The sequence below is a fragment of the Micromonospora sp. NPDC005161 genome (genome assembly GCF_053599855.1).
In genome coordinates this window covers 103,370-127,442 of the sequence record NZ_JBSFYQ010000005.1, presented here as the reverse complement: position 1 = coordinate 127,442, position 24,073 = coordinate 103,370, and the positions used below count along the sequence as shown (strand labels likewise).

The 24,073-nt window shown below is 73.3% G+C and carries 24 protein-coding genes and 1 pseudogene; 15 read left to right on the top strand and 10 right to left on the bottom strand.

All coding sequences use genetic code 11. The features are described 5' to 3' along the window. Positions 1-35 precede the first annotated feature (35 nt). The 6 genes from ACWD5O_RS07215 to hisF all read left to right on the top strand — a co-directional run bounded on the left by ACWD5O_RS07215 (position 36) and on the right by hisF (position 4,010). Positions 36-359 carry a hypothetical protein gene (locus ACWD5O_RS07215; protein ID WP_089019766.1) on the top strand — a complete coding sequence of 108 codons (324 nt, stop codon included), beginning with the start codon at positions 36-38 and terminating at the stop codon, positions 357-359. A gap of 13 nt (positions 360-372) precedes the next feature. Then, positions 373-1,098 (top strand): bifunctional 1-(5-phosphoribosyl)-5-((5-phosphoribosylamino)methylideneamino)imidazole-4-carboxamide isomerase/phosphoribosylanthranilate isomerase PriA, encoded by a 726-nt coding sequence (gene priA, locus ACWD5O_RS07210; protein ID WP_354964978.1) that lies wholly within the window; start codon positions 373-375, stop codon positions 1,096-1,098. An 84-nt stretch (positions 1,099-1,182) separates the two neighbouring features. After that, positions 1,183-1,629, top strand: coding sequence for a MarR family winged helix-turn-helix transcriptional regulator (locus tag ACWD5O_RS07205; protein WP_354964977.1), 447 nt, complete (start codon positions 1,183-1,185; stop codon positions 1,627-1,629). A gap of 5 nt (positions 1,630-1,634) precedes the next feature. Continuing rightward, entirely contained in the window at positions 1,635-2,066 is a 432-nt protein-coding gene (locus ACWD5O_RS07200) for an organic hydroperoxide resistance protein (RefSeq protein ID WP_450084891.1), read from the top strand. Positions 2,067-2,111: 45 nt separating this feature from the next. Next, the gene (locus ACWD5O_RS07195; RefSeq protein ID WP_450084816.1) at positions 2,112-3,110 is read left to right on the top strand and encodes an NADP-dependent oxidoreductase; all 999 of its coding nucleotides are present in this window, start codon (positions 2,112-2,114) and stop codon (positions 3,108-3,110) included. A 132-nt stretch (positions 3,111-3,242) separates the two neighbouring features. Then, complete coding sequence (gene hisF, locus ACWD5O_RS07190) at positions 3,243-4,010, top strand: imidazole glycerol phosphate synthase subunit HisF (RefSeq protein ID WP_450084815.1); 768 nt, start codon at positions 3,243-3,245, stop codon at positions 4,008-4,010. A 6-nt stretch (positions 4,011-4,016) separates the two neighbouring features. Here hisF and ACWD5O_RS07185 read toward each other — a convergent pair whose 3' ends face one another. After that, positions 4,017-4,478: a hypothetical protein gene (locus ACWD5O_RS07185; RefSeq protein ID WP_089019770.1), complete on the bottom strand. Its 462-nt coding sequence runs from the start codon at positions 4,476-4,478 to the stop codon at positions 4,017-4,019. A gap of 102 nt (positions 4,479-4,580) precedes the next feature. Beyond that, on the bottom strand, positions 4,581-5,279 hold the full coding sequence (gene yczE / locus ACWD5O_RS07180) for a membrane protein YczE (RefSeq protein WP_450084814.1): 699 nt from the start codon (positions 5,277-5,279) through the stop codon (positions 4,581-4,583). A gap of 59 nt (positions 5,280-5,338) precedes the next feature. Here yczE and yczR point away from each other — a divergent pair, with 59 nt between their 5' ends. After that, positions 5,339-6,793 carry a MocR-like transcription factor YczR gene (gene yczR / locus ACWD5O_RS07175; protein ID WP_450084813.1) on the top strand — a complete coding sequence of 485 codons (1,455 nt, stop codon included), beginning with the start codon at positions 5,339-5,341 and terminating at the stop codon, positions 6,791-6,793. 92 nt (positions 6,794-6,885) lie between these two features. Further along, entirely contained in the window at positions 6,886-8,169 is a 1,284-nt protein-coding gene (locus ACWD5O_RS07170) for a low temperature requirement protein A (RefSeq protein ID WP_450084812.1), read from the top strand. Positions 8,170-8,358: 189 nt separating this feature from the next. Here ACWD5O_RS07170 and ACWD5O_RS07165 read toward each other — a convergent pair whose 3' ends face one another. The 4 genes from ACWD5O_RS07165 to ACWD5O_RS07150 all read right to left on the bottom strand — a co-directional run bounded on the left by ACWD5O_RS07165 (position 8,359) and on the right by ACWD5O_RS07150 (position 13,096). Next, the gene (locus tag ACWD5O_RS07165; protein ID WP_450084811.1) at positions 8,359-9,195 is read right to left on the bottom strand and encodes an IS5 family transposase; all 837 of its coding nucleotides are present in this window, start codon (positions 9,193-9,195) and stop codon (positions 8,359-8,361) included. A gap of 234 nt (positions 9,196-9,429) precedes the next feature. Further along, the gene (locus ACWD5O_RS07160) at positions 9,430-11,256 is read right to left on the bottom strand and encodes an AMP-dependent synthetase/ligase (protein ID WP_354964971.1); all 1,827 of its coding nucleotides are present in this window, start codon (positions 11,254-11,256) and stop codon (positions 9,430-9,432) included. A 137-nt stretch (positions 11,257-11,393) separates the two neighbouring features. Continuing rightward, positions 11,394-12,269, bottom strand: coding sequence for a terpene synthase family protein (locus ACWD5O_RS07155; RefSeq protein ID WP_450084810.1), 876 nt, complete (start codon positions 12,267-12,269; stop codon positions 11,394-11,396). Between the two features lie 200 nt (positions 12,270-12,469). Continuing rightward, a complete protein-coding gene (locus tag ACWD5O_RS07150; RefSeq protein WP_450084809.1) occupies positions 12,470-13,096 on the bottom strand; it encodes a TIGR03085 family metal-binding protein in 627 nt (208 codons plus the stop codon). Between the two features lie 174 nt (positions 13,097-13,270). Between ACWD5O_RS07150 and ACWD5O_RS07145 the strand changes: the two genes are divergently transcribed. The 3 genes from ACWD5O_RS07145 (at position 13,271) to ACWD5O_RS07135 (ending at position 17,830) form a co-directional block, all read left to right on the top strand. Then, positions 13,271-15,154: an ABC transporter ATP-binding protein gene (locus tag ACWD5O_RS07145; protein ID WP_450084808.1), complete on the top strand. Its 1,884-nt coding sequence runs from the start codon at positions 13,271-13,273 to the stop codon at positions 15,152-15,154. Between the two features lie 55 nt (positions 15,155-15,209). Then, entirely contained in the window at positions 15,210-16,982 is a 1,773-nt protein-coding gene (locus ACWD5O_RS07140) for an ABC transporter ATP-binding protein (RefSeq protein WP_450084807.1), read from the top strand. A gap of 98 nt (positions 16,983-17,080) precedes the next feature. After that, positions 17,081-17,830 carry a DUF2470 domain-containing protein gene (locus ACWD5O_RS07135; RefSeq protein ID WP_450084806.1) on the top strand — a complete coding sequence of 250 codons (750 nt, stop codon included), beginning with the start codon at positions 17,081-17,083 and terminating at the stop codon, positions 17,828-17,830. Between the two features lie 24 nt (positions 17,831-17,854). Here the strand turns inward: ACWD5O_RS07135 and ACWD5O_RS07130 are convergent, their stop codons facing one another. From ACWD5O_RS07130 to ACWD5O_RS07120, 3 genes are read right to left on the bottom strand one after another with little or no spacing between them, the layout of a single operon-like run. Next, positions 17,855-18,451, bottom strand: a complete 597-nt coding sequence (locus ACWD5O_RS07130) for a TetR/AcrR family transcriptional regulator (RefSeq protein ID WP_354964966.1) — start codon at positions 18,449-18,451, stop codon at positions 17,855-17,857. Positions 18,452-18,475: 24 nt separating this feature from the next. Further along, the gene (locus ACWD5O_RS07125; protein WP_450084805.1) at positions 18,476-19,231 is read right to left on the bottom strand and encodes an ABC transporter permease; all 756 of its coding nucleotides are present in this window, start codon (positions 19,229-19,231) and stop codon (positions 18,476-18,478) included. 55 nt (positions 19,232-19,286) lie between these two features. After that, a complete protein-coding gene (locus ACWD5O_RS07120) occupies positions 19,287-20,054 on the bottom strand; it encodes an ABC transporter ATP-binding protein (RefSeq protein ID WP_450084804.1) in 768 nt (255 codons plus the stop codon). A 185-nt stretch (positions 20,055-20,239) separates the two neighbouring features. Here ACWD5O_RS07120 and ACWD5O_RS07115 point away from each other — a divergent pair. The 4 genes and pseudogenes from ACWD5O_RS07115 to ACWD5O_RS07100 all read left to right on the top strand — a co-directional run. Continuing rightward, positions 20,240-20,926: pseudogene (locus ACWD5O_RS07115) on the top strand (phosphoribosyl-AMP cyclohydrolase); the annotation flags it as partial. Positions 20,927-21,106: 180 nt separating this feature from the next. Then, a complete protein-coding gene (gene hisI / locus ACWD5O_RS07110; RefSeq protein ID WP_450084890.1) occupies positions 21,107-21,541 on the top strand; it encodes a phosphoribosyl-AMP cyclohydrolase in 435 nt (144 codons plus the stop codon). After that, entirely contained in the window at positions 21,538-23,091 is a 1,554-nt protein-coding gene (locus ACWD5O_RS07105) for an anthranilate synthase component I (RefSeq protein WP_450084803.1), read from the top strand. The genes hisI and ACWD5O_RS07105 overlap by 4 nt, the downstream gene beginning before the upstream one ends. 55 nt (positions 23,092-23,146) lie before the next feature. Beyond that, positions 23,147-23,740, top strand: a complete 594-nt coding sequence (locus ACWD5O_RS07100; protein ID WP_450084802.1) for a Trp biosynthesis-associated membrane protein — start codon at positions 23,147-23,149, stop codon at positions 23,738-23,740. A 25-nt stretch (positions 23,741-23,765) separates the two neighbouring features. On the opposite strand, the gene ACWD5O_RS07095 is transcribed toward ACWD5O_RS07100, so the two are convergent. After that, a complete protein-coding gene (locus ACWD5O_RS07095) occupies positions 23,766-24,035 on the bottom strand; it encodes a hypothetical protein (RefSeq protein ID WP_210911902.1) in 270 nt (89 codons plus the stop codon). Positions 24,036-24,073 lie beyond the last annotated feature (38 nt).

Here is a 24,073-nt window from a genome sequence, read left to right as displayed (position 1 = left end):
CGTCGCCGCCCGGCGCCCGCCCGGCGGGGGTCGCGGTGAGCCGGGAACGGGCGCGCCGCCGGGCGGAACGCGAGGCCGAGCAGGCCCGGGAGCGGGCGGTCCGGCAGCGCCGGGTGGCCCGCCGGCAGCGTCGCCGGGCGGTGGTTCGCCGGTTGACGCCGCAGCTGCGGCGGGGCCGGTCCGGTCGGCTGGCTCGGCACACCAGGGGCGAGCGTGCCGCTATCGTGCTGCTCACCGGGGCGGCGCTGATCCTGATCTGGACGTTCGTCGACGATCTGGCGCTGCGCATCGCGCTGATCGTGCTGTTGCTGCTCGTACTGCCGGCGGTCGTGGTGATCGCCCTGGACCGCCGTACCTGATCGAGGAGAAGACGTGAGCCTCACCCTGTTACCCGCCGTGGATGTCGCCGACGGCCGGGCCGTCCGGCTCGTGCAGGGCGCCGTCGGTAGCGAGAGCATCTACGGCGACCCGCTCGACGCCGCACTGGCCTGGCAGCGTGACGGCGCAGAGTGGATCCACCTGGTGGATCTGGACGCGGCGTTCGGGCGCGGCACCAACGCGCACCTGCTCGCCGAGGTGGTGCGGCAGCTCGACGTGCAGGTGGAGCTCTCCGGCGGCATCCGGGACGATGAGTCGCTGCGCGCGGCGTTGGGCACCGGGGCGGCCCGGGTGAACATCGGCACCGCGGCCCTGGAGGACCCGGTCTGGTGCGACCGGGTGGTCGGGGAGTACGGCGACCGGGTCGCCATCGGGCTGGACGTGCGTGGTCGTACCCTCTCGGCGCGTGGCTGGACCCGTGACGGCGGTGACCTGTACGAGGTGCTGGAGCGGCTGGACAAGGCGGGCGCCAGCCGGTACGTGGTCACCGACATCACCAAGGACGGCACCATGCGCGGGCCGAACCTGGACCTGCTGCGCGAGGTGTGCGGCCACACCGACGCTCCGGTGATCGCGTCCGGCGGTGTGTCCACGCTGGACGACCTGCGGGCGCTGGCGACCCTGGAGCCGCTCGGGGTGGAGGGTGTGATCGCGGGCAAGGCGCTCTACGCGGGCGCCTTCACGGTGGCCGAGGCGCTGCGGACGCTGGCCGAGGTGTAACAGTCACCCGGCTCGGACCGTGGTCACGACCGCATCGCGACCAGATCGGTTGTGCACAACTTAATTGTGGGCTACGGTTCAGCGGTGACCGATGACCTGGTGCTGCGCCGGCAGGTGTGCTTCGCGCTCTACGCCGCGTCGCGCGCCCTGACCGACGTCTACCGGCCGATCCTCGACCGGTTCGGCCTGACCTACCCGCAGTACCTGGTGCTGCTGGTGCTTTGGGAGCGCCCCGACGACGCCCCCACGGTCTCCGAGCTGGGCGCCGAGCTGCGGCTGGACTCCGGCACGCTCTCGCCGCTGCTCAAGCGGCTGGAGGGGGCGGGCCTGGTGGTGCGGCGGCGGTCGGCGCGCGACGAGCGACGGGTCGAGGTGGGCCTCACCGAGCAGGGCCGGGCACTGCGGCAGCAGGTGGACGAAATCCCGCTGCAGATCGCCCGGGCCACCGGGCTCGACATCGCCGAGCTGGTCGCGCTGCGCGACACCCTCACCCGGGTCACCGACACCATCCAACGACAGAAGGAGCAGTGACCATCATGCAGGTGCTCTACACCGCATCCGCCACGGCCAGCGGCGACGGCCGGGACGGCCACGTCGAGACCTCCGACGGCACGTTCACGCTCGACCTGGCCGTGCCGAAGGAGATGGGTGGCGCCGGTGGCGCAGCGAACCCCGAGCAGCTCTTCGCCGCCGGCTACGCGGCCTGCTTCCACGGCGCGCTGCGGCTGGTCGCCCGCCGGGCCAAGGCCGACGTGACCGGCTCGGTCGTCGCCGCCGGGGTGGGCATCGGCCCGAACGGCAGCGGCGGGTTCGGGCTCACCGTGCAGCTCGTCGTCGACCTGCCCGCCGTGCCCCGCGACGCCGCCGAGCAGTTGGTCGAGCAGGCACACCAGGTCTGCCCGTACTCCAACGCCACCCGCGGCAACATCGACGTCGCGCTGACCGTCCGCGAGTCCCTGACCGCGTGACGTCGCGGACCCAGGCCCCGACCGCGACGAGAGGACGACCACCCCGTGACCAGCAACCGTGAGATCCACCTGGCCAGCCGCCCCCAGGGCTGGCCCGTTGAGGAGAACTTCCGGCTCGTCGAGACCGACGTCCCGACGCCCGGCCCGGGCCAGATCGTGGTCCGCAACCAGTACCTGTCGGTCGACCCGTACATGCGTGGCCGGATGAACGACGTCAAGTCGTACGTGCCGCCGTTCGCGCTCGACGCGCCGCTCGACGGCGCCGCGATCGGCGAGGTGGTGGCCAGCGAGGCAGCGGACGTCAGCATCGGCGACACCGTGCTGCACGGGCTGGGCTGGCGGGAGTACGCGGTGCTCGACGCCACCGCCGCCCGCCGGGTCGACCCGAGCCTGGCACCGGTCAGCGCGTACCTCAGCGTGCTGGGTATGACGGGCCTGACCGCGTACGCCGGGCTGCTGGAGGTGGCCGCGATGAAGCCCGGCGAGACGGTCTTCGTCTCCGCCGCGGCCGGCGCGGTCGGCAGCCTGGTCGGCCAGATCGCCAAGCTCAAGGGCGCCGGCCGGGTGATCGGCAGCGCCGGCTCGCCGGCCAAGGTGGAGCGACTGCGGGCGCTGGGCTTCGATGCCGCCTTCGACTACCACGACGGGTCGGTCCGCGACTCGCTGAAGGCGGCCGCCCCGGACGGCGTCGACGTCTACTTCGACAACGTCGGCGGCGATCACCTGGAGGCGGCGATCTCGGTGCTGAACCTGCACGGTCGGGCCGCCATCTGCGGCATGATCGCGCAGTACAACGACACCGAGCCACCGGCCGCGCCACGCAACCTGGCGCTGGTCATCGGCAAGCGGCTCACCCTGCGCGGCTTCCTGGTCCGCGACCACGAGGACGTGCGCGAGGCGTTCGTCCGTGACGTCGCCGGCTGGCTGCGCGAGGGCCGGCTCTTCTACGACGAGACGATCGTGGACGGCATCGAGAACGCCCCGGCGGCGTTCCTCGGGCTGCTCCGCGGCGACAACCTGGGCAAGATGCTCGTCCGGGTGTAAGGAAGGGCCCCCTGTTAACGCCTGCGGTATAGGAAGGGCCCCTTCCTAACACGCACAGCACCAAACGGCACCCGCGGTGGCCGGCCACACAGGCCGGCCACCGTCGTGTCGCGGAGGGATAGGCTGGCGGGCATGACCGTGGCGGTGCGGGTGATCCCCTGTCTGGACGTGGACGCCGGGCGGGTGGTCAAGGGGGTCAACTTCCTCGACCTGCGTGATGCCGGTGACCCGGTGGAGCTGGCCGCCGCCTACGACCGGGCCGGCGCGGACGAGCTGACCTTCCTCGACGTCACCGCGTCCTCCAGCGACCGGGGCACCATGCTCGACGTGGTGCGCCGCACCGCCGAGTCGGTGTTCATCCCGCTGACCGTCGGCGGCGGCGTCCGGCAGGTCGCCGACGTCGACACGCTGCTCCGCGCCGGCGCGGACAAGGTCGGCGTGAACACCGCCGCCATCGCCCGGCCGGAGCTGATCGCCGAGATCGCCGACCGGTTCGGCCGGCAGGTGCTGGTGCTCTCCCTCGACGTGCGCCGGGCCCCGGCCGGCACCACGCCCAGCGGCTTCGAGGTCACCACGCACGGCGGCCGGCGCGGCACCGGGATCGACGCGGTGTACTGGGCGCAGCGGGGCGCCGAGCTGGGTGCGGGGGAGATCCTGCTCAACTCGATGGACGCCGACGGCACCAAGGCGGGCTTCGACCTGGCACTGATCGGCGCGGTACGGGCGGTGGTGGACGTGCCGGTCGTGGCCAGCGGTGGCGCCGGCGAGGTGGCCCACTTCGCGCCCGCCATCGGTGCCGGGGCGGACGCGGTGCTCGCCGCCAGCGTCTTCCACTTCGGCGAGCTGACCGTGGCCGAGGTCAAGGACGCGCTGCGCCGCAGCGGCCACCCGGTGCGCTGAGCCCGATCAGTGCCCTCCGGAGTGACCCTCCGGTGAACGCCGAGGTGTGGGAATCGAGCGGACCGCGTACTCCTGGACAGCCGCCGCGTGGTCGGCCTCGTCCAGGTTCCACTCGGCGCTGCCCGGCGCGTGCCGGCGGCTCAGCACGCCCTGGACGGTGTCCACCATGGTCGCCACACCGGCGCGTGGCCGGGAGCGCCAGAGCTGCTCGCCCTCGGCGGTGATCCGGAACCAGCCGTCGGCGACGCTGACCAGACCGGCGCCGACCAGCCGTCGGACGGCGGCCTCCACCTCGTGCCGCTGCGGGATCGCCTGGTTGAGGTGATCGGCGGTGGAGAGCACGTCGGCCAGGCGGACGCCCTCCGGACGGCGGCTGGTGGCGGACCGACGGTGCCGCCCCGCCCCGCTCGCGATCACCAGCGACACGAAGATCCAGGCGTCGGTCCAGCGCCAACCGTTCTCCCCCATGCAGAGATGATGACGGCGAGCGTCGCGGAAGGGAACACCAACCCACCAACCGGCCCGCCTCCACCACCGGCGCGTGCCGGTGCGCGGACCGTCGGTGAACGCTCAGCCCGCCGGGCCCACCGGCGTGACGGCTCCCGGCGCGGTGGCCGAGGGGTCGGGCACGCCGGGCAGTGGGTCGGGTGCCGCGGGGTGCTGTTCGGGCACCGCGAACAGCGGGATGAAGAGCTGCGCCAGCGGGCCGATGGCCAGCGCGTACGCCACGGTGCCCACACCGACCGTGCCGCCCAGCAGCCAGCCCAGCGCCAGCACGGTGACCTCGATGACCGTGCGCACCAGGCGGATCGAACGGCCGGGTCGGCGGGCCACGAAACCGGTCATCAGCCCGTCGCGTGGGCCGGGGCCGAGCCGGGCGCCGAGATAGAGACCGGTGGCGGCGCCGTTGGCGACGATCCCGGTGATCAGCAGCGCGATCCGGACGCCGAGCGGGCCGCCGGCCGGCAGCAGGGCCAGCGTGGCGTCCACCACCAGGCCGATCACCACCACGTTGCTGACCGTGCCGAGGCCGGGGCGTTGCCGCAGCGGAATCCAGAGCAGCAGCACTAGCGCGCCGACCCCGATGGTGACCGTGCCGAAGGAGAGCCGGGTCAGCTCGGCCAACCCCTGGTGGAACACGTCCCACGGGTCGAGGCCCAGGTCGGAGCGGATCATCAGAGCCATGCTGATCCCGTACAGGGTCAGCCCGGCGTACAGCTGGGCCAGCCGTCGCGCAGGCCGGTGCCGCAGATTGCCAATCAGTGCCATGCATGCCACCCTAGGTGCCAATCCTCCCGGAGGAAGAAGCCAATATCGGAGGAGTGGCCATGACAGCTCAGGTGCGCGGCAGCCAATTGGCCCGTCTGCTCGGGCAGTGGCACGCCCTGCCGGGTCGTCGCCGCAGCCCCGACTACGCCGCCCTGGCCGGCGCGGTGCGCGGGCTGCTCGCCGACGGCCGGCTGCCGCTCGGCGTCCGCCTGCCGGCGGAACGGGAGCTGGCCGAGGCGCTGCGGATCAGCCGGACCACGGTCACCGCCGCGTACCGGCAGCTGCGCGAGACCGGGCACCTGGCCAGCCGCCGGGGAGCCGGCAGCTGGACCATGCTGCCCGGTAACCACCGGGTGGCCAGCACCGGGCTGTGGACCCCGCTGGACGACCGGGAGATGATCGACCTCGGCGTCGCCGCGCTGGCCGCCCCGCCGCAACTGCTGGCGGCCGCCCGCGCCGCCGCCGAGGACCTGCCCCGCTACCTGGGCGGGGCCGGCTACCACCCCACCGGGATCATCGAGCTGCGCGAGGCGGTGGCCGACGGGTACGCCGCCCGGGGCCTTCCCACCTCGGCCGACCAGATCATGATCACTAGTGGCACCCAGCACGCGCTGGACCTGGTGCTGCGACTCGCCCTGGCCCCCGGCGGCAGCGTGCTGGTCGAGTCACCGACCTACCCCAACGCGCTCGCCGCGCTGGCCGGCCGGCGCGCTCGCATCGCCACCCACGGCCTGGCCGCCGACGCCGGTTGGGAGTCCGACCTGCTACTGGGCAGCCTCCGGCAGACCCGACCCAAGCTGGCCTACCTGATCCCGGAGTTCCAGAACCCGACCGGGCACCTGATGTCGGCGTCGCTGCGCGAGCGGGTGGTGGCCGCCGCCCACGCCGTCGGCACCGACCTGGTCATCGACGAGTCCTTCGTGGACCTGCCGCTGGACGGCACCGAGCTGCCCCCGCCGACGGCCACCTTCGACCGGCACAGCCGGGTGGTCAGCATCGGCGGGATGAGCAAGCCGTACTGGGGTGGCCTGCGGATCGGTTGGGTACGCGCCTCCGCCCCGCAGGTGCAGCGGCTGGCCGCCGTCCGGGTCGGCGTGGACATGGCCAGCCCGGTGCTGGACCAACTCGTCGCCGTGCACCTGCTCGCCGACGCGAAGGCCATCGTCGCGGACCGCCGCGCCCAACTCGCCGCCCAGCGCGACGCGCTGCTCGGCGCGCTGGCGCACCGGCTGCCGGACTGGCGGATCACCGTGCCACGCGGCGGCGTGACGCTCTGGGCCGAACTGGACGGCCCGGTCTCCAGCGCGTTGGCCCGGGCCGCCGAGGATGTCGGCGTCCGGCTGGCGCCCGGCCCCCGGTTCGGCCTGGACGGCACCCTGGAGCGCTTCCTGCGGCTGCCGTTCACCCTGCCCGCCGCGGACCTCGTCGAGGCCGTCGGGCGGATCGCCGCAGTCCGCTACGACCTGGACCGCACCGGCCGGCAGCGGTGGAGCGAGCCCACCGTCATCGCCTGAGACCGTCGCCCCGAGCGCAAGCCCCGGGTGGGATCGCCGTCACGTCGTCGCGGGGGCCTCGCCGGTCCGCCTGGACTGCGAGACTGTGCGCCGTGACGATTGGCGGTACGACGCGGCGGACGCCGCGGATGCGGGCGATGACCGAGGGCTCCACGGTGACCCCGCTGGAACTCTTCTTCGACCTGGTCTTCGTCTACGCGCTCACCCAGGTGACCGCGCTGATGGCGGACGACCTCACCGGTGCCGGCCTGCTGCGGGGCCTGCTGCTGCTGGCCCTGCTCTGGTGGTGCTGGTGCTGCTACGCCTGGCTGGGCAACACGGTGCGGGCCGACGAGGGCCTGGTGCGGGTGGTGCTGTTCGCCGTCATGGCCACCATGTTCGTGGTCGCGGTGACCATCCCGGAAGCCTTCGACGACCTTCCCGGCGGGCTCTCCGGCCCGGTGGTCTTCGCCGCCTGCTACCTGGTCGTCCGGGTGCTGCACCTGGTGCTCTACTACTTCGCGGCACGTGGTGACGCCGGGCTGCGCCGTCAACTGCTCCGCGCTGCCCTGCCGATGCTCGCCGGGGCGCTGCTGCTCTTCTCCGCCGCGGTGGTGCCGCAGCGGCTGACCGACACACCGCAGCAGGTCGACACGATCCGCACGGCTCTCTGGGTGCTCGCACTCGCTGTCGACTACGGCGGGATCATGGCGATCGGGGCGCGGGGCTGGCAGATCTTCTCCGCCGCCCACTGGACCGAACGGCACGGCCTGATCATCATCATCGCGCTCGGCGAGTCGCTGGTGGCCATCGGCGTGGGGGTCACCGCGCTGCCCATCTCCTGGCCGATCATCGTCGCCTCGGTGCTGGCCATCGTGGTCACCGCCGCGCTCTGGTGGGCGTACTTCGACGTGGTGTCGATCGCCGCCGAGCGGGTGCTCCACCGGGCCGAGGGCGCCGCCCGCGCCGCGCTGGGCCGCGACTCCTACACCTACCTGCACCTGCCCATGGTGGCCGGCATCATCCTGCTCGCCCTCGGCTTCAAGAAGGTGCTGTCGTACGTGGGGGACGGCACCGAGCACGAGCTGAGCGACCCGCTGCACGGGCTGGGACTGCTGGCCCTCTACGGCGGCGTGATCCTCTACCTGCTGGGCCACCTCGGCTTCCGGCTGCGCAACATGGGCTCGGTCAACTGGCCTCGGGTGGCGACGATGCTGCTGCTGGTGGCGCTGCTGCCGGTGGCCGACCACCTGCCGGCGCTGGCCGCGCTGGGCCTGCTGGCCGCCGTCTGCGTCGGAATGGTGGTCGCCGAGGTGCGGCTGTTCGGCGCTGCCCGCCGCGAGCTGCGGGACTCCTTCCTCGCGGAGCACGGCGCGGGCGCGGCTCCGGGCGACTGACCGGAGCAGGCGGCGCGGGTGGGTGGCGGAACACAGCGGTGCACGGCACCGGTCGCGGCGGCCGGCCAGACGCACCGGCGGGCTGCGCACCCGTGAACGCCGGCAGCCCCGAGACCTGATCGGTGCGGGGCCGCCGGCGGTCGAGCTCAGAGGGCGTCTGATTCACGTATTTTGCGAGTGATGCAACATTCAGATGTCTCGCCAGGTCGGGGTGCTTTCGTCGGTGACGCGTTTGGTGAGGTTGTCGATCATCGCGATGCGGATCATGCTGGCGGAGCTGTTCGGTAGGGCTTCGTAGTCACGGGCGAGGCGCCGGTGCAGCATGATCCAGCCCAGGGTGCGTTCGACGACCCATCGGCGTTTAACCACTGAGAACCCTTTGACGTGCGGGTCTTTGCTGACGACCTCGACATCGATGCCGAGGGTGGCGCCGTGTTCGATCACCCGGTTCTTGAAGCCGGCGTCGACCCAGGACTTGGACAGGGCGGGGTGGGCGGCTTTGGCTTGTTCCAGCAGATCAATACCGATGGTGTTGTCGCTGGCGCTGGCTGCGGTGACGATGACCGCGAGCAGCAGGCCGAGGGCGTCGGTCACGATGCCGCGCTTGCGTCCGACGATCCTCTTGCCGGCGTCGATGCCCTGCGTGGCGAGCGGGGCGTTGGTGGAGGTCTTCACGCTCTGCGTGTCGATGACGCAGGCCGACGGCTGTGCGGTGCGTCCGGCCCTGGTGCGGGCCAGTGCGGTGAGGTCGTAGTTGAGCTGGGTGAAGATGCCGTTGGTGGTCCAGGCGGTGAAGTAGCCGTAGACGGTCTGCCATGGCGGGAAGTCGTGTGGCAGGTAGCGCCAGGCAATGCCGGTGCGGTTGACGTAGAGGATCGCGTTGAAGATTTCGCGTAGGTCGTGGGTGGCGGTGCGTCCGCCGATGCCTGCGTCGGTGCGGGCCTGGCGCCAGGCCGAGAGCCGTGGTGCGATCAGCGCCCAGCGGGCGTCGGACAGGTCGGAGGGGTAGGCGGGCCGCTCGGTCACACAGTAGGTCTACTGTGGATGGCACGTGGTGGATAGCACCTGGAGTCCGACGATTCCAGAGCTTTCTGAACCAGACACGATCCGTGGATCAAAGCCGGCGTATCGCATCGGCATCAATCGGGCCCAACCGTTCCTGGTGGTGGTCATTCGACTCTGCCCGATGCCCTGCCGACCACGCTGACGAAAGCAGCAATCCACAACAGGAGAGATCAAAACGCCCAGTCAGGGCTCGTCTCAGAGTTCGGCGAGGGTGCCGGCGTACATCTTGTCGATCTCGGCGGCGAAGTTGCTCTCCACACCGCGCCGCTTGATCTTCAACGACGGGGTGATCTCGCCGTCCTCGATGGTCAGGTCGCGCGGCAGGATCGCCACCTTCTTGATCGTCTCCCAGCGGTTGAGCTTGGCGTTGAGCTGGGCGACGTACTCCTCGACCATCGCCTTGGCCTCCGGCGAGGTGACGATGGCCGAGTAGTCGCGGCCCTCCAGCGGGCCGCCGGCCACCCACCCCCGGATCGCGTCCGGGTCCAGCGTGACCAGCATCGTGCAGAAGTTGCGGGCCTGCCCGACGACGACCGCCTGCGAGGTGTACGGGCAGATCGCTTTGAACATCCCCTCGATGTGCGAGGGCGCGATGTACTTGCCGCCCGAGGTCTTGACCAGGTCCTTCTTCCGGTCGGTGATCCGCAGGTAGCCCTGCTCGTCGAGGCTGCCGATGTCGCCGGTGCGGAAGAACCCGTCCTCGGTGAACGCGGCGGCGGTCTCCTCCGGCAGGTTGTGGTAGCCGCGCATCACCGGCCGGCCGCGGACCAGGATCTCCCCGTCGGTGTCGATCCGGCACTCCAGGTCGCCCATCGCCCGGCCCACCGTGCCGATCCGCAGCCCGGACGGCGGGTTGACGAAGTTGCCGGCGCTCGTCTCGGTCAGGCCGTAGCCCTCGGAGATCGGCAGGTTGGCGGCGGCGAAGAAGGTGGCGATCTCCGGGCTGAGCGGAGCCGCGCCGGAGACCAGCACCCGCATCCGGCCGCCCAGGCGGGCCTGGAGCTTGCTGAACACCAGCTTCTCGGCCAACCCGTAGCGCAGCTTCAGCCCGGCGGGCACCGGCTTGCCGGCCTGCTCCAGGGTCACCTTCTCCTTGCCGACCCGGACGCCCCAGGCGAAGATCTTCGCCTTCGCGCCGCCGGCGCCCTGCGCGGTGGTCACCGCCTTGTTGTAGACCTTCTCGAACACCCGGGGAGCGCCGCACATCAGCGTCGGCCGGATCACCGAGAGCAGGTCGACCAGCTTGTCCACCCGCCCGTCGACGTAGGTGGGCAGGCCCACGTGGATGGCGCCGCAGAGCAGCGTCTTGCCGAACGAGTGGGCCAGCGGCAGCCACAGGTACTGCAGGTCGTCGTCGCGGAGCAGCCCGACCTCGGCCTGCGCCACGGCCTCCCAGCACCAGCCGCCGTGCAGCAGTTCGACGCCCTTGGGCCGGCCGGTGGTGCCGGAGGTGTAGATCAGGGTGGCCAGGTGCTCCGGACCGATGCCGGCCACCAGCATGTCGATCAGATCCGGCTCGGCGGCCAGCGCGCGGGCGCCCCGCTCCTCCAGGTCAGCGAGGGTGAGCTGGGGGACCGCGGCGGTCTCGTCGGCGGCGCCGTCGAGGAGCACCACGTGGGTCAGCGCGGGCAGGTCCGCGCCGGCGATCTTGGCGGCCTGGGCCGGGTTCTCCGCGAAGAGCACCTTCGAACCGGAGTCGGCGATGATGTAGGTCGCGTCCGCCGGCTCGGTGGTCGGGTAGACGGTGGTGGTCGACCCGCCGGCGCACATGATGCCGAGGTCGGCGATCACCCAGTCCAGGCGGGTGTTGGCGAGGATCGCGACGGGATCCTCCTGGCCGACGCCCAGGCCGTGCAGGCCGGCGGCGACCGCCTTGGCGCGCTGGCCGACCTGCTCCCAGGTCAGCCAGACCGGGCCCGACTCGTCGGGGGCCGGGTAAGCGAACGCGTGCCGGTCGGGGGTGGCCGCCACGCGCTTGAGGAACATGTCCGGGATGGAGCGGTACGGGACATCGAGAGCCATCGCTGTAGCCGCCTTCGGGGGTGGTGGCGTGACGATCGTCACGTCATAGTGGTTACCGAAGGGTATTGCCTGTCGCCGGGCATCGGCTAGCCCTGGTGATCGTCCGGGCCCCCCGTCCCGCCATCCGGTACGCCGGATCAGGCGTAACGGGCGGCCACCAGTGACCAGTCGTAGGTTGCCCGGATCCAGTTGCGCCGGGCGGCGAGCGCCGGGTGCAACCCCTCGTCCCCGCTGGCGAGCAGCGCGTCCTCCGCGGTCAGGTACGCCGTCAGCCCCTGGTTGAACCGGTCGGCCGCGGCCCGCAGCGCGCCCGGTTCGTCCGTGCCGGTCTCCTGGGCGATCACGGTCACCAGGTTGTGCGCGTCCGGGTCGGCCCGGCTCTCCTTGCCGAAGGAGAAGAGGTCGTTGCACCAGCAGACCAGGTCCACCGCCAGCAGGTCCAGGGCGGCCAGCGCCGGGTCGGCGTGCCGGCTCGGCTCGGGCGGCTCCTCCGACGCCAGGTCGGTCAAGGTGAGGCAGGGGTGCACGCCGCCGATGTGTCGGCGCAGTTGGACGTACTCCGCGACCTCGGGCACCCGTCGGCGCTCCCGGTTGGTCGCCTCCCAGAGCAGCGCCAGCAGGTACTCCCGTACCTGGCTGACGAACCGCAGCAGCAGTGTCGGGCGGTCGTGCAGCCGGGCCCGGCGGCACAGGTCGTGCAGCGCGTCACCCAGCGGCCCCGCGGTCGGCGGCACGACGTCGGGGTCACCGCACCGGTCCAGCACGTCGAGAAGGGTGCCGATCGCCGGCGCCAGCCGGCCCGGGTCGGCGCCGAGGCCGTCCTCGTCGCAGGCGTCGTCCATCACGAAGAGCCAGGAGATCAGGTCGGTGAGCAGCCGCAGCCCGTCCGCCGACCCGTCGGGGGAGGCTCGCTCGGCCAGGCCGGCGGCGTCCGCCCGCTGTAGCCGATGGACCCGATGGCTGGAATCGATCAGCCCGAACGCGCGCGCCCACTCGACGCTCTCGTCCGCCACTCGATCCGTGGCCTCGTGGCGCCCCACGGGAAACGGGGGCTCCCGCAGCGCCGAGATCGCGAAAGTCCGCACAATACGCCCCCACTCGTGCCGCCCCGGCGCGGAACGGCGCGGTGAAGCGTACGGGAGCAGGGATCGTTACGCGTCGCTGGGCGCGATGCTTTCCACGAGCGAGGTCGTGACCGTTTAGGTACAGAGAGTTACAATCCCAGGCTGGCGTTGCGGAGCAGTCGCGCGGACGCCGCCGAGCCGTCCAACTGGACGCGGGCCACCCGCTGCCGGCCGGAAAGGAACAGGGTCAACTCGGCCGGGGCGCCGACCACCCGCAGCCGCTCGCCGCCGCGGCCGACGGAGATCTCGCCGTACCCCGGCGCCTGTACGTAGAGGTCCGCCGGAAAGCGGCGCAGAGCCAGTCGGGCCAGCGGGCCGGCCCGCCTCCACAGCGCGGCCTGCAGGCCGGGCGGCAGCTCGCGCGGCAGCCACCCCGACCCGGCCCGCCGCACGTCCTCGTGGTGGATGAAGAACTCCAGCATGTTGGCCAGTTCGTCGGTCAGCGGGTTGCTGACCGGGCTCCACACCGGTGGCCGGCGCACCTGCGCCACCAGGTCGGCGTAGGGCCGGGCGGCAAGACGGCGCCGGACCCGTTCGGCGTACCCGCGCAGCGGGGCCAGCAAAATCCCGCCGGCCGCGTCCGGGCGGCGCTCCCGCAGCACCAGGTGCGCGGCGAGATCGCGGGTCGCCCAGCCCTCGTTGATCGTCGGCGCGTCCGGCCCGAGGGCCAGCAGAAGATCCGCCAGCGCCTCGCGCTCGGCTCGGGCGTACCGCATTGCCAGATCGTAGGCCCACGGGCCCGTCGGCGCCCGCCGGCGGACGCCCGGTCGGCAGAACCGATCTCGTCGCCCTCGGATACGTGATGGTCGACATATGCGGTCCGAGTCGGCGGGGGTGGTCCTGACCGGTAAGGATGAGGGAGATAATGGTGGCTTACGGCGGGGGAGAGCGTGGCGAGCAAGACAAGTCGGGATGTGCTCGGCCGGGGGCTGGGGGTTCTGCGGCAGGCGATCCGGGAGCAGCCACGGATCTTCACGGTGGCGGTGGTCGGCAGCGTGCTGTTCGGCTCGATGGTCATCGTCAGCGCGTACGTGGTCGGCGGGGTCGTCGGCGACGTGGTGGTGCCGGCCATCGCGCGGGGCGAGGTGGCCACCGGCAGCCTGGCACTGGCCGCGATCGCCCTGTTCGGCATCAGCGTGCTGCGGGTCGTGGGCATCTTCGGCCGCCGGCTCGGCGCCGGTTACATGCAGTACCGCCTCCAGGCCGCCTACCGCCGCCGGGTCACCCGTCGCTACCTGGACCTGCCGCTGTCCTGGCACCACCGCAACGCCACCGGCACCCTGCTCTCCAACGCCAACTCGGACGTCGAGGCGGCCTGGTATCCGATCGCGCCGCTGCCCTTCGCGGTCGGCACCCTGGTGATGCTGGTCGGCGCGATCGTCTCGCTGTTCGCCACCGACTGGGCGCTTGCCCTGGTCGGCCTCGCGGTCTTCCCCGCGCTGTTCGCGCTCAACGTGGTCTACTCCCGCCGGATGGCGCCCCGGCAGGCCCGGGCGCAGCGGCTGCGCGCCGAGGTCAGCGGCATCGCCCACGAGAGCTTCGACGGCGCCCTGGTGGTCAAGACGATGGGCCGGGAGGCGCAGGAGACCGCCCGGTTCGCCGGCCGGGCCGGTGAGCTGCGCGACGCGCTGATCTCGGTCGGCCGGCTGCGCGGCGTCTTCGATCCGCTGCTGGAGACGCTGCCCAGCCTCGGCACCCTGGCCGTGCTGGTGGTCGGGGCGTTCCGGCTGCGCCAGGGCGCGATCAGCGTCACCGAGCTGGTCAGCGTGGCCTTCCTCTTCACCGTGCTGGCCTTTCCGGTGCGGGCCATCGGCTGGGTGCTGGCCGAGCTGCCGCGCAGCGTCGCCGGCTGGGACCGGGTCCGCCGGGTGCTCGACGCCACCGGCGAGATGCCGTACGGGCGGCGGGTGCTCGACCCGGCCACCTCGGGCCCGGCCACCCTCAGCTTCACCGACGTGCACTTCTCCTACCCGCCGGCCGAGGCGCACCAGCCCGGCGTGCAGGTGCTCGGCGAGGTGGGCTTCACGGTGCCCGCCGGACGGACGGCGGCCCTGGTGGGGCCGACCGGCGCCGGGAAGTCCACCATCGCCTCGCTGGCGGTGCGCCTGGTCGACCCGGACGCCGGCATCGTCACGCTGGACGGCGTGGACATGCGCGAGCTGACCGCCGCGTCGCTGGCCGGCACGGTCGCCCTGGTCGCCCAGGTGCCGTTCGTCTTCGATGACACGGTCCGCGCCAACATCGCCCTCGACCGGCCGGGCATCGACGACGAGGACGTCTGGGCGGCACTGCGGCTGGCCGAGGCGGACGGGTTCGTCGCGGCGCTGCCCGAGGGTCTGGACACGATGGTCGGCGAGCGGGGCACCTCGCTCTCCGGCGGGCAGCGGCAGCGGCTCACCCTGGCGCGCGCGCTGGCCGGCCGGCCGCGCCTGCTGGTGCTCGACGACGCGACGAGCGCGGTGGACCCCCGGGTGGAGGCGGCCATCCTGGCCGGGCTGCGCTCGTCGGCGGGTGAGCCCGGCGTGCCGGCGGCGTCGATCCTGGTGGTGGCGTACCGCCGGGCCACCATCGCACTGGCCGACGAGGTCATCTACGTGGAGCAGGGGCGGGTGATCGCGCGGGGCACGCACAGCGAGCTTTTGGCCACCGTGCCCGGCTACGCCGACCTGGTCACCGCCTACGAGCAGGCGGAGGTCGACCGCGCGCAGGAGCGTCCGTACGAGGACGAGGTCGCGCCGCTGCCCTCGGGCCTGGAAATCGAGGTGGACCGGTGAGCGCGAGGAGTGCAGCGCAGCGGAGCCCCGCAGTCGCGAACGAAAGGCCGGCCCGGTGAGCGCTGAGACTGACGAGCGGGTCGAGACGACCTGGCAGACCCTGCGGCGAGGGTTGTCGCTCTCGCCGGAGCTGCGGACCGGGCTGGCGGGCACTCTGGCCCTGGCGCTGGTCTACATGGTGGGCCGGGTGGCCGTGCCGGTCGCCGTGCAGCAGGGCATCGACCGCGGCATCGTCGGCGGTCTGAACCTGAACGTGGTCTGGTCGGTGGTGGTGATCACCGCCGCGATCCTCACGGTGACCACGCTCTGCGGCTACCTGATGATGCGCCGGTTGTTCACGGTCAGTGAGACGGCGCTGGCCAACGTGCGGACGAGGGCGTTCCGGCACGTGCACGACCTGTCGATGCTGCACCAGCAGTCGGAGCGGCGCGGCTCGCTGGTCTCGCGGGTGACCAGCGACGTCGACCAGATCACCCAGTTCCTCCAGTGGGGTGGGGTGATCCTGCTGGTCAACCTCGGCCAGCTGGTGGTCACCACGATCGTCATGCTGGCGTACTCCTGGCAGTTGACCCTGGTGGTGCTGGTGGCGTTCCTGCCGGCGGTGTTCATCATCCGGCAGTTGCAGCGTCGCCTCGGCGCGGCGTACGCGACGGTGCGTCAGCGCACCGGCACGCTGCTCGGCGCGATCGGCGAGAGCGTGGTGGGCGCGCCGGTGATCCGGGCGTACGGCATCGCGGGGCGCACCGCGCGGCGGCTGGACGACGCGATCGACAGTCAGCGCCTGGCGCAGCAGCGGGCGATCCGGATCAGCATCGTGGGCAGCTCGGTCGGCGAGCTCGCCGCCGGGGTGGCGCTGGCCGGCGTGGTGGTGCTCGGGGTGACGCTGGGGGTGGACGGCACGCTGTCGATCGGCCAGCTGACCGCGTTCCTCTTCCTGGTGACGCTCTTCATCCAGCCGGTGCAGATCGCCACCGAGGTGCTCAACGAGGCGCAGAACGCGATCGCGGGCTGGCGCCGGGTGCTCGACGTGCTGGACGTCGCCCCGGACGTGGCTGACCCGGGGGAGCAGGGGCGGGAGCTGCCGGGCGGGCCGTTGGACATCAGGTTCGCCGGGGTGCGGTTCGCCTATCCGGGCGGTCCTCCCGTGCTGCACGACATCGACCTGGACATCCCGGCGAAGAGCCGGGTGGCGGTGGTCGGCGAGACCGGCAGCGGCAAGACCACCTTCGCCAAGCTGCTGACCCGGTTGATGGATCCGTCGGCGGGCGCCGTGCTGCTGTCCGGGGTGCCGCTGGCGGAGGTCCGGTTCGACTCGCTGCGCTCGCGTGTGGTGATGGTCCCGCAGGACGGGTTCCTCTTCGACGCGACGGTGGGGGACAACGTCCGGTTCGCCCGGCCGGAGTTGACCGACGAGCAGCTCAGCGTCGCCTTCACGGAGCTGGGCCTGGCGGACTGGCTGGACGGCCTGCCGGCTGGCCTGGACACGCCGGTCGGCGAGCGCGGGGAGGCGCTCAGCGTGGGGGAACGGCAGCTGGTCGCGCTGGCGCGGGCGTACGTGGCCGACCCGGACCTGCTGGTGCTGGACGAGGCGACCAGCGCGGTGGACCCGGCGACCGAGGTGCGCCTGCAACGCACCCTGGACGCGGTCACCCGAGGTCGGACCACCCTGGCCATCGCGCACCGGCTCTCCACGGCGCAGGCCGCCGACGAGGTGATCGTGGTGGATCGGGGGCGGGTCGTGCAGCGCGGCCCGCACGACGAGCTGGTCCGCGACGCCGACTCGGTCTACGGCCTGCTCTACGCGTCCTGGCTGGAGCAGACCCGGTAACGGAGCGGTACCCACCTGCGGCTTGATGGCTGGACGCCGCCGGCCGGGTGCTCTACGCTCCGGGTTAGGTAAGCCTAACCTCTGAAGGAGGTCGCGCCATGCGGCCCAGCCCCGCCGAGATCGTTCGTACCCTCGTCGCCGGCCGGCTGCCCGGTCTCGTCCACCTGGCCCACCGGCCGGGCCCGCACCACGCCCGGCACGTGACCGACGCGGACGGTCGGGTGCTGCTGCTGGTCCCGGTGGCCAGCCACCTGGCCGCCGCGCTGCGGCCGGCCGCCGGGGGCAGCGACGTCGCGGTGGTGCTCGACGTGCTCGACCTGCCGCCCGCCGCCGGCGCACCGGGGCTGGGACGGGCCTGGGTCTCCGGCTGGGCAGCCGAGCTGCACGGCGCCGAGGCCCGCCGCGCGGCGGTCGACTTCGCCGCGGTGGAGCCGACCGGCGACCTGCTCGACCTGGGCGTCCGGTTCCGGCTGTTCCGCTTCGAGGTGATCGAGGTCCGCTGGGAACGCGCCGGCGTCGTGCAGCGGATCGACCCGGGGGAGTACGCCGAGGCCGAGCCGGACCCGGTGCATCCGGTCGAGGCGCGGCTGCTGGCCGACCTCACGGAGCGCGACGCCGGCCAGGTGGCCGCGTACCTGCGCCGGCAGCTCGGGTTGACCGAGCAGACCCCGGACGGGCCGCCCCGGGTGGTGCGCATCGACCGCTACGGGCTGGTGGTCGCTCTCGGCCGCCCCGGCGCCCGGCGGCGGGTCCGGCTCACCTTCCCGTGCCCGGTGGCCGACCCGGACGATCTCGTCCGGCTGCTGCCGCCGCTGCGCCACCGTGCCGAGGCCCGCCCGCCGGGCTGACCGCTCGCCGGAAGCGCCGACGGTCTAGCTCGGCAGCGGCCCGGTCAGGTAGCGCTGCACGGTCGGGCCGATGGCCGCGACCAGCGTCTCCGGGTCGGCGGACGCCACCGGCTCCAGCCGGATCACGTGCCGCATCATGCCCAGCCCGATCAGCTGGGTGGCGACCAGCGAGCCGCGCAGCGGCAGCTCGGTCGGCTCGACGTCGAGCTGGTCGATCACCCGGCGCAGCACCTGCGTCGTGATGAACTCACGCAGCAGCCGGGCCGTCCACTCGTTGCTCACCGCGGAGCGCAGCAGAGCCACCCCGGCGCTGCCGGCCGGCGAGTCCCAGACGCCGAGGAAGGTGCGGACCAGCCGTACGCCGATGCCGTCCTGGCCGCCCGCGAGCACCTTCGGCACCACCTCTCCCGGGTCGACCGGGAAGTTCATCGCGGCCAGGAAGAGCTGGTCCTTGCTGCCGAAGTAGTGGTGCACCAGCGCCGGGTCCACCCCGGCGGTGCCGGCGATGGCGCGGATCGAGGCGGCGTCGAAGCCGCGCTCGGCGAACGCCGCCCGCGCCGCGTCGAGGATAGCCTCGCGGGTGCCCTGGTTGCCGGGTCGCCGGCCGGTCCGCCGCGCCATCGCCGCCCTTCGTTCGCCCGCCGGTCAGCCGCTGCGCCGGCGCAGGGTGGCCGCCGCGAGCACCAGCGCCAGCACCACCGCGCCGAGCACCACCACCACGTCCCGCCACATCGTCCCGGTCGGCTCGGCGTTGGCGCCGACCTCCTGCAACGCCTCGACGGCGTACGACAGGGGGAAGGCGTCGCTGAGCGCCTGGAGCCAGCCGGCCATCTCGTCGCGGGCCACGAACAGCCCGCAGAGCAGCAGCTGGGGGATCACCACGACCGGCAGGAACTGTACTGCCTGGAACTCGGTGCGGGCGAAGGCGCTGCAGAACAGCCCGAGGGCGACGCCGAGCACGGCGTCGATCACGGCGATCCCGATCACCAGCCCGCTGCTGCCGGCGGTGTCCAGGTCGAAGATCCAGTACGCCACACCGGCGGCGACCACGGCCTGCGCGGCGGCGGCCAACCCGAACGCGATGCCGTAGCCGAAGAGCAGGTCGAGCTTGCCCAGCGGGGTGGTGAGCAGCCGCTCCAGGGTGCCGGAGGTGCGCTCGCGGAGCATGGCGATGCTGGTCACCAGGAACATGATCACGAACGGGAAGATGCCGAGCATCACCAGCGCGACCCGGTCGAACGTCGACGGCTGCCCGGGCGGGGTCGGCTGGTCGGCGTACATGAAGTAGACCAGGGTGAGCAGGGCGGACGGCACCGCCACGAGCAGCGCGATGGTGCGCCGGTCGTGCCGGAGCTGGCGCAGGATGCGGCCCGTGGTGGCCGCCAGGATCCGCGGGTTCATGACATGCCTCCAGTTCGCGGCCGCGGGACCCGCGGGCCGGGTGCTCTCCTCGCGTTCACGACGCGTCCCGTCCGGCCGTGGCGTCGGCGGGGCCCGCCGCCTCCGCGGGACCCGGCTCGCCGGCCCGGATCAGCCGCAGGAACGCCTCGTCGAGGTCGTCCACGCCAGCGGCGGCGCGGATCGCGGCCGGGCTGTCGTCGGCGATCAGCCGGCCCTCCCGGATCAGCAGCAGCCGGTCGCAGCGGGCCGCTTCGTCCATCACGTGGCTGGACACCAGCAGGGTGGTGCCCGCGGCGGCCATCGCGTGGAACCGGGCCCACAGGTCGGCCCGCAGCACCGGGTCCTGACCGACGGTCGGCTCGTCGAGGATGACCAGCTCGGGCTCGCCGACGAGGGCGCAGGCCAGGGACGCCCGGCTGCGCTGGCCGCCGGACAGGGTGCCGACCAACTGGCCGGCCGCCCGGGCCAGCCCGACGTCGCTGATCGCCTGGTCCGCCTCGGCGCGACCCCGCCCGTGCAGGGCCGCGAAGTATCGGGCGTTCTCCCGCACGGTCAGGTCGGCGTAGATGCTCGGCGCCTGGGTCAGGTAGCCCACCTGGTGCCGCAGCGCGGGCGAGCCGGCCGGCTGGCCCAGCACGGTGACCGTCCCCCCGGTGACCACCTGCACCCCGACGACCGCGCGCATGAGCGTCGTCTTGCCGCTGCCACTGGGGCCGAGCAGCCCGGTCACGGCACCGCGCGGGACGGTGCAGCTGATGCCGTCCAGCACCCGCCGCCCGCCCCGGTCGACCTCCAGGTCGCGGACCGCTATCGCGTCGTCCATCACGTACCTCCGGGGAAACTCATCATCTGTTGAACTCAACGCTAGATGAGATACCGGCGCCGGCGCAACGATCGACCCCCGCGTATCGCCGCGCCGAGTGTGAGAACGGGCAGTAGCCCCCGGACCGGACACCAAGTCCGGTAACGGGCATTGCGTACCGATGGGGCGTACGGCACGATGACGCCGTGGATCACGCTCCGTTACCGGACAGCGGGTTTCTCGAGGACTGGGCCGCGCGGTTGCGGCAGGCGGCCGAGCGACCCGTCGTCGGCATCCTCCTGCGCGGAAGTCACGCCCGGCGGGCCGCCACCGCGCACAGCGACGTCGACCTCGACGTGCTGGTCGGCGGCGCCCCGTACGAGTCCCGCAGGGCGTACCTGGCCGAGTCCGCGGGCCGGCTCACCCACGTCTCGGTGGCCGCGCGGGACGTCCGCTCCTGGGTGCACCGGCTGGGTGAGCCGGCCGACTGGGCATTCGGGCTGCCGGTCACCGCACCGGCGCGACTGCTCTGGGCCGACCCGTACTGGCGGCGCCGCATCGACCTTCCGGTGCTCTGCCAGCCCGCCGAACCGCCCCGGCTGGAGGAGCTGATCGCCACGCTGGGTAAGGCTGCCGCCGCCCGGGCCGCCGACGACCGCCTCGGGGTCCGGCTCGCCGTGGCCGACCTGGCCCGGCTCTGGCCCTCCGTGCTGCGCCCGGCCAACCCGTCGGTACGGGTGTTCTCCCGCCGGGCGGCCTTCGCGGCGGCCCTGGAGCTGCCGGTCGCCCCGCCCCGCTACCGGGACGACATGCTGCTCTGCCTCGGGCTGCGTCCGGGCTCCACCGAGCAGCTCTGGGCGGCCGCCGTGCGACTGGTCGCCGGAACGCTGCCGCTGATCCGCCCGTACGCCGAGCAGATCGCCGAAGCGGCCGGCAGCGACCTGGCGGACGCCCTGGTCGACGGCCGGCTGGACCGTTACGTCGCTCAGCTGGCCCGGCCCTCTAGCCACCCGCCGCAGCCTCGGCGGGAGCCGTCGCCGGTACCCGCGCCGCGTGCGGGACAATGGGTCACTGTGCCCGTACCTGACGCGCCGGTGACCGGCGTCCCCAGCGATCCGACCGGCCCGACGGCGCCCGTGCCGGCCCGCCCGTCCCAGCTCGACCCGGCCATCGCGGCCCGCCTGCGCCGCACCGCCGACGGCCTGGTTGCGGCCGTGGTCCGCGCGCACGACACCGGCGAGGTGCTGATGGTCGCCTGGATGGACGACGAGGCGCTGCACCGCACCCTCACCACCGGCCGGGCCACCTACTGGTCGCGCAGCCGGCGCGAGTACTGGGTCAAGGGCGCCACCTCCGGGCACCACCAGTACGTCCGCTCGGTGGCGCTGGACTGCGACGGGGACGCGCTGCTGGTCAGCGTGGACCAGGTCGGCGCCGCCTGCCACACCGGACACCGGACGTGCTTCTTCACCGAGCTGCCCGTCACCGGTTCCGAGGCACGCGCATGACCGACGGCGCGGTGAGCCCCGACCTGGCCACCTTCACCGAGCTGGCCGCCCCCTGGCGGGTCGTGCCGGTCACCCGGCGGCTGCTGGCCGACGCGGAGACCCCGGTCGGGGTCTACCGCAAGCTGGCCGGCGGGCCCGGCACCTTCCTGCTCGAATCCGCCGAGCAGGGCGTCGGCTCCGCCGGCATGGCCTGGTCGCGGTACTCGTTCATCGGGGTACGCAGCAGCGCCACGCTGGTCGCGCGGGACGGCGTGGCGACCTGGCTCGGCCAACCGCCGGCCGGGCTGCCCACCGAGGGTGATCCGGTGCGGGTGCTGCGGGAGACCGTCGCGGCTCTGGCCGGCCCTTCCGGCGACCCGTCCAGCGGCCTGCCGCCGCTGACCGGCGGCATGGTCGGCTACCTCGGCTACGACCTCGTCCGCCGCTTCGAGCGGCTGCCCGAGCTGACCGAGGACGACCTGGGCGTGCCGGAGCTGGGCATGATGCTCGCCACCGACCTGGTGGTGCTCGACCACTACGACGGTTCGGCCCTCCTGGTCGCGAACGCGGTGCTGCCGCCGCCGGACGCTCCGGGCCGCGCCGCGGAGGTCACCGCCGCGTACCACCACGCGGTGGGCCGGCTGGACGCGATGACGACCGCCCTGTCCCGGCCCATCCCGCCGATGATCTCCACCGTCGAGCGCCCGCCGGCCGGTGAGGTGCTCTGCCGCACCCCGGACGGGGGCTACCCGAAGGCGGTGGAGGCGGCCAAGGAGGCGATCCGGGCCGGCGAGTGCTTCCAGATCGTGCTTTCCCAGCGCTTCGAGCGGTCGACGCACGCCGATCCGCTGGACGTGTACCGGGTGCTACGCACCAGCAACCCCAGCCCGTACATGTACCTGCTGCGCTTCGACGGTTTCGACATCGTCGGTTCGTCGCCGGAGGCGCACCTGAAGGTCACCGGCGGTGCGGACGGGCGGCGCCGGGCGCTCCTGCACCCGATCGCCGGCACCCGGCCGCGCGGCGGCACGCCGGCCGCCGACGCCGGGCTCGCCGCCGAACTCCTCGCCGACCCGAAGGAGCGCGCCGAGCACGTGATGCTGGTCGACCTCGGCCGCAACGACCTGGGCCGGGTCTGCCAGCCGGGCAGCGTGGAGGTGCCCGAGTTCGCCACCATCGAGCGGTACAGCCACGTGATGCACATCGTCTCCACCGTGACCGGCACGCTGCGTGACGATCGCACCGCGTTCGACGCGCTCGCCGCGACGTTCCCGGCCGGCACGCTCTCCGGTGCGCCGAAGGTGCGGGCCATGGAGATCATCGAGGAGCTGGAGCCGGTCCGCCGCGGCCTCTACGGGGGCACGGTCGGCTACTTCGGCTTCGGCGGCGACCTGGACATGGCGATCGCCATCCGGACCGCGCTGATCCGTGACGGCCGGGCCTACGTGCAGGCCGGCGCGGGGGTGGTCGCCGACTCGGACCCGGCCGCGGAGGACCAGGAGACCCGCAACAAGGCTGCCGCCGTGCTGGCCGCGATCGCGGCCGCCGAGACGTTGCGGCCGGCCCGGTGAGCGCGAGGAGTGCAGCGCAGCGGAGCCCCGCAGTCGCGAACGAAAGGTGGGCCCGATGACCGGCCCGACGCAACCGCAGGACCGGGCCGTGGCGGGTCGGCGTCAGCTGACGTACGCCGTGCTGCTCTGCCTCGCCGGCGCCGGCCTGGCGCTGTGGGCGTCGACCCGGAGCTGGTCGGTTGAGCTGACCGCCCGCCCGGCGCCGCTGCCGCCGGTCCGCGACGCCCGTAGCGGCGCTGCTCTGCTGCCGTGGCTGCCGGCGCTGGCCCTGGTCACGCTGGCCGGCGCGGGCGCGGTGCTGGCCACCCGCGGCCGGGCGCGGCGGCTGCTGGGCGTTCTGCTCGGCGCGCTCGGTCTGGCCGTGGCGGCCGGCGGCGGGTACGGGCTGGTCACCGGCCTCGACGGCGTGGTGAGCCGGCAGTGGCCGGCGCTCTGTCTGCTCGGCGGCCTGCTGGCCGTGGCGGGTGGCGGGTGGACCGCGCTGCGGGGCGGCGGCTGGCCGGCGATGGGCGCCCGGTACGAGCGGCCGGCGCGGACCAGCACGCAGGGCCCGCCTCCGGAGGCCGGACCGGCCGGACCGATGGCCGGGCGGCGAACCACCGAGGCGTGGGACGCGCTGGACCGGGGCGAGGACCCCACGGCCGGCTGACCTGACGGCCGGTGTGGCCGGGGCGTCAGCCGACCGGCTGACGCTCCCGCTGCTGGCGGCGGGCGGCGGCGCGGGCGGCGGTCAGCTCGGCCACCAGGCGGTCCAGTTCGGCGCGCTGGTCGGCGCGGGCACGATCGGCGCAGACCGCCTCCCAGGCGTTGCCGCGCGCGGTCCGCATCCGCCCCTCGCCGACCACGGCCCGCTCAAGTGTGTGCACCACCCCCACGGCGAGCGATGCCACCGTCCGAGAGAGGGTGGTCAGCCCGATGCTCGGGGTCGGCTCGGAAATGCTCATGGTCACCTCGCACGAGGAGTTGGCGACGGTCGGGCAGG